The sequence below is a fragment of the Bordetella petrii genome (genome assembly GCF_020991325.1).
In the GTDB taxonomy this organism is placed as follows: Bacteria; Pseudomonadota; Gammaproteobacteria; order Burkholderiales; family Burkholderiaceae_B; genus Bordetella_A; species Bordetella_A petrii_E.
Genome location: NZ_JAJMLX010000378.1, coordinates 1 through 3477 on the forward strand (window position 1 = coordinate 1; position 3477 = coordinate 3477).

At 67.4% G+C, this 3477-nt stretch carries 2 protein-coding genes; one reads left to right on the forward strand and one right to left on the reverse strand.

Translation table 11 applies throughout. From position 1 onward, the window contains the following. A partial coding sequence (tex, locus tag LPZ50_RS23195) for an RNA-binding transcriptional accessory protein Tex (RefSeq protein ID WP_230665219.1) occupies nucleotides 1-2265 on the reverse strand: 2265 nt, incomplete at its 3' end. A 189-nt stretch (nucleotides 2266-2454) separates the two neighbouring features. Here tex and LPZ50_RS23200 point away from each other — a divergent pair. After that, the coding region (locus tag LPZ50_RS23200; protein ID WP_230665220.1) for an ATP-dependent DNA helicase at nucleotides 2455-3477 on the forward strand (1023 nt) is incomplete at its 3' end.

A 3477-nucleotide genomic window follows, 5' to 3' on the forward strand; every position in this document is an offset into this window, starting at 1 on the left:
CGGGGCATCGCCGCCGCCGCGGCGCGCGGGCTCGGCCGTGTCGTTCAGGCGCATGGTCAGCGCCACGCGCTTGCGCGCTACATCCACTTCCAGCACTTTCACGGTAACGGTCTGGCCCACCCGCACTACGTCGCGAGGGTCTTTGACGAATTTTTCCGCCAGCGCCGAAATATGGACCAGGCCGTCCTGGTGCACGCCGATATCGACGAACGCACCGAAGTTGGCCACGTTGGTGACCACGCCCTCGAGCACCATGCCGGGGAACAGGTCGTTCAGCGATTCCACGCCATCCTTGAATTGCGCCGTCTTGAATTCGGGGCGTGGGTCGCGACCGGGTTTTTCCAGTTCGGCGAAAATGTCGCGCACCGTGGGCAGGCCGAAACGTTCGTCGGTGAAGTCGGCGGGCGATACTCCCTTCAGGGCTTCGCGCTGGCCGATGATGTGCTGCACATCGGCCTTGATCTTGGCCACGATGCGTTCCACCACGGGGTACGCTTCCGGGTGTACCGCCGAGGCGTCCAGCGGGTTGGTGCCATCGGGAATGCGCAGGAAGCCCGCCGCCTGTTCAAACGCCTTTTCACCGAAGCGCGGCACTTTGCGCAGTTGTTCTCGGGTGGGGAAGGCGCCGTTTTCGTCGCGCCAGGCCACGATGTTCTTGGCCAGCAGCGAGTTCAGGCCCGACACCCGCGCCAGCAGGGCGGCCGACGCGGTGTTGACGTCCACGCCCACGGCGTTCACGCAGTCTTCCACCACCGCGTCCAGCGAACGCGCCAGTTCGCGCTGGTTGACATCGTGCTGGTACTGCCCCACGCCGATGGCCTTGGGCTCGATTTTCACCAGTTCGGCCAGCGGATCTTGCAGGCGCCGCGCGATAGAGACGGCGCCGCGCAGTGTGACGTCCAGGTCGGGGAATTCCTGGGCTGCGGTTTCCGACGCCGAATACACCGATGCGCCGGCTTCGGACACCACCACGCGGGTCAGTTTCAGGTCGGGGAACTGGCTCATCATGTCGCCCACCAGTTTCTCGCTTTCGCGCGATGCCGTGCCGTTGCCGATGGCGATCAGTTCCACCTGGTGCCGGGCCGCCAGCGCAGCCAGCGTGGCGATGGCGCCCTCGCGGTCGCGGCGCGGCTCGAAGGGGTACACCGTGGCGGTGTCGACGACCTTGCCGGTGCGGTCGATGACGGCCACCTTGCAACCCGTGCGTATGCCCGGGTCCAGCCCCAGCACGGCCTTGGGCCCCGCCGGCGCGGCCAGCAGCAAGTCTTTCAGGTTGGCCGCGAACACGCGGATGGCCTCGGCTTCGGCGGTTTCGCGCAGGCGGCCGAACAGCTCGCTTTCAAAGGCGGTCAGCAGTTTCACGCGCCAGGTCCAGCGGCACACCTCGCCCAGCCAGCGCGCGCGCGGCGCGGCATCCAGGGCGAACAGGCCATTGCCCAGTTTCAGGAAGCTGGCGACGCGCGCCACGCAGGGGTGAGGTGTTTGCGCTTCCAGTTCGCTGTCCAGGCCCAGCCGCAATTCCAGCACGCCTTGCTGGCGGCCCCGCATCAGGGCGAGGATACGGTGCGAAGGCAGCGAACGCACCGGTTCGTTGAAATCGAACCAGTCGCGGAAATTGGCGCCCTCGGTTTCCTTACCTTCCGACACTTTGGAATACAGCAGGCCGGTGGACCACAGGTGTTCGCGCATATCGGCCAGCAGGTCGGCGTTCTCGGCGTAGCGCTCGGCCAGGATGTCGCGCGCGCCATCCAGGGCCGCCTTGGCATCGTTGACCGACGCTTCGGGGTTCAGGTATTGCGCGGCCAGCGCGGCCGGGTCGCAGGCCGGGTCGGCCAGGATGGCGTCCGCCAGGGGTTCCAGGCCGGCTTCGCGGGCAATTTGCGCACGCGTGCGCCGCTTGGGCTTGTAGGGGGCGTACAGGTCTTCCAGGCGTTGCTTGGTGTCCGCCGTGGCGATTTCCTGCTGCAACCCGGGCGTCAGCTTGCCTTGCTGCGTGATCGATTCCAGGATCGCGCCGCGCCGCTCTTCGAGTTCGCGCAGATACGACAGGCGCACTTCCAGGTTGCGCAGCACCGTGTCGTCGAGCCCGCCCGTGGCTTCCTTGCGGTAGCGCGCAATAAACGGCACCGTGGCGCCGTCGTCGAGCAGTTCGACGGCGGCGGCAACCTGCGAAGGGCGGCTGCCGAGTTCCGAGGCAAGCTGGGCAAGAATACGGGCGTGGTCCACGCCGGGCGCAGGGTTCGTGGTGGCGGAAGTGTCAGGCATCTCGATACGGCTGCAAAGGGGAAAACAAGAGCGGGATTGTGCCACAAGGCCGTGGGGCGGCACTGGCCGGGCGCGGGGCGGAATTGTCTCTGCGGGGCAAGAGGCCGCTCGCCCAGGGTGGCCGCATTGGTCCCGCCGCCGCGCGGCGGTCGGGGTATCATTTGGGCCACTTCACCGCGTGCCCCCCTGATGCTGGACCTGGATATTTCCGAGTTTTTCGCCGCCGATGGCCCCCTGGCCACGGCATTGCCGGGCTATGTGCCGCGGCCGGCGCAGGTCGAGTTGTCGCAGGCCATAGGCGCGGCCATGGCCGACCGCGCCACCCTGGTGGCCGAGGCCGGCACCGGCATTGGCAAGACCTGGGCCTACCTGGTGCCGGCCATCGTGGCGGGCGGCAAGGTGGTCATTTCCACCGGCACCCGTACCCTGCAAGACCAGTTGTTCACCCGCGACCTGCCGCGTGTGCGCGCGGCGCTGGCTGCGCCGGTAACCACGGCCTTGCTGAAGGGGCGCGGCAATTACGTGTGCCACTATCACCTGGACCGCCTGCAGGGCGACGAACGGGCGCTGAAGTCGCGCACCGAGATCTCGCAGTTGCGCCAGATCCAGGTTTTCGCCGGCATCTCCAAAACCGGCGATCGCGCCGACCTGGGGAAAATCCCCGAAGACGCCGACATCTGGAATCGCGTCACCTCCACGCGGGAAAATTGCCTGGGCCAGGAATGCCCGCGCATCCGCGATTGTTTCGTGGTCAAGGCGCGCCGGCAGGCCCAGGACGCCGATGTGGTGGTGGTGAACCATGCCTTGTTCATGGCCGACCTGGTCTTGCGCGAAGAAGGCGTGACCGATCTGCTGCCCGAGGCGGACACCGTCATTTTCGACGAAGCGCATCAATTGCCCGATACCGCCACGCGCTTCCTGGGCAGCAGTGTGTCCACCCACCAGTTGCTGGACTTCGGCCGCACGCTCGAAGCCTCGGGCCTGGCCTATGCGCGCGAGGCGGCCAAATGGAGCGACGTGAGCCGGCAGGTGGAGACCGCCGCGCGCGAACTGCGCCTGGTGTGCGCCCCGCTGGACCAGTTGCCCGGCCGCAAGGCCACCTTCGAGGCCATGCCCGACGCAGACCAGTTCGACGCCGCGCTGGCGGCGCTGCGCCAGACCATCGACTCGGCCACCCGCGCGCTCGGCGCCGTGGCCGAGAAGCATCCCGAC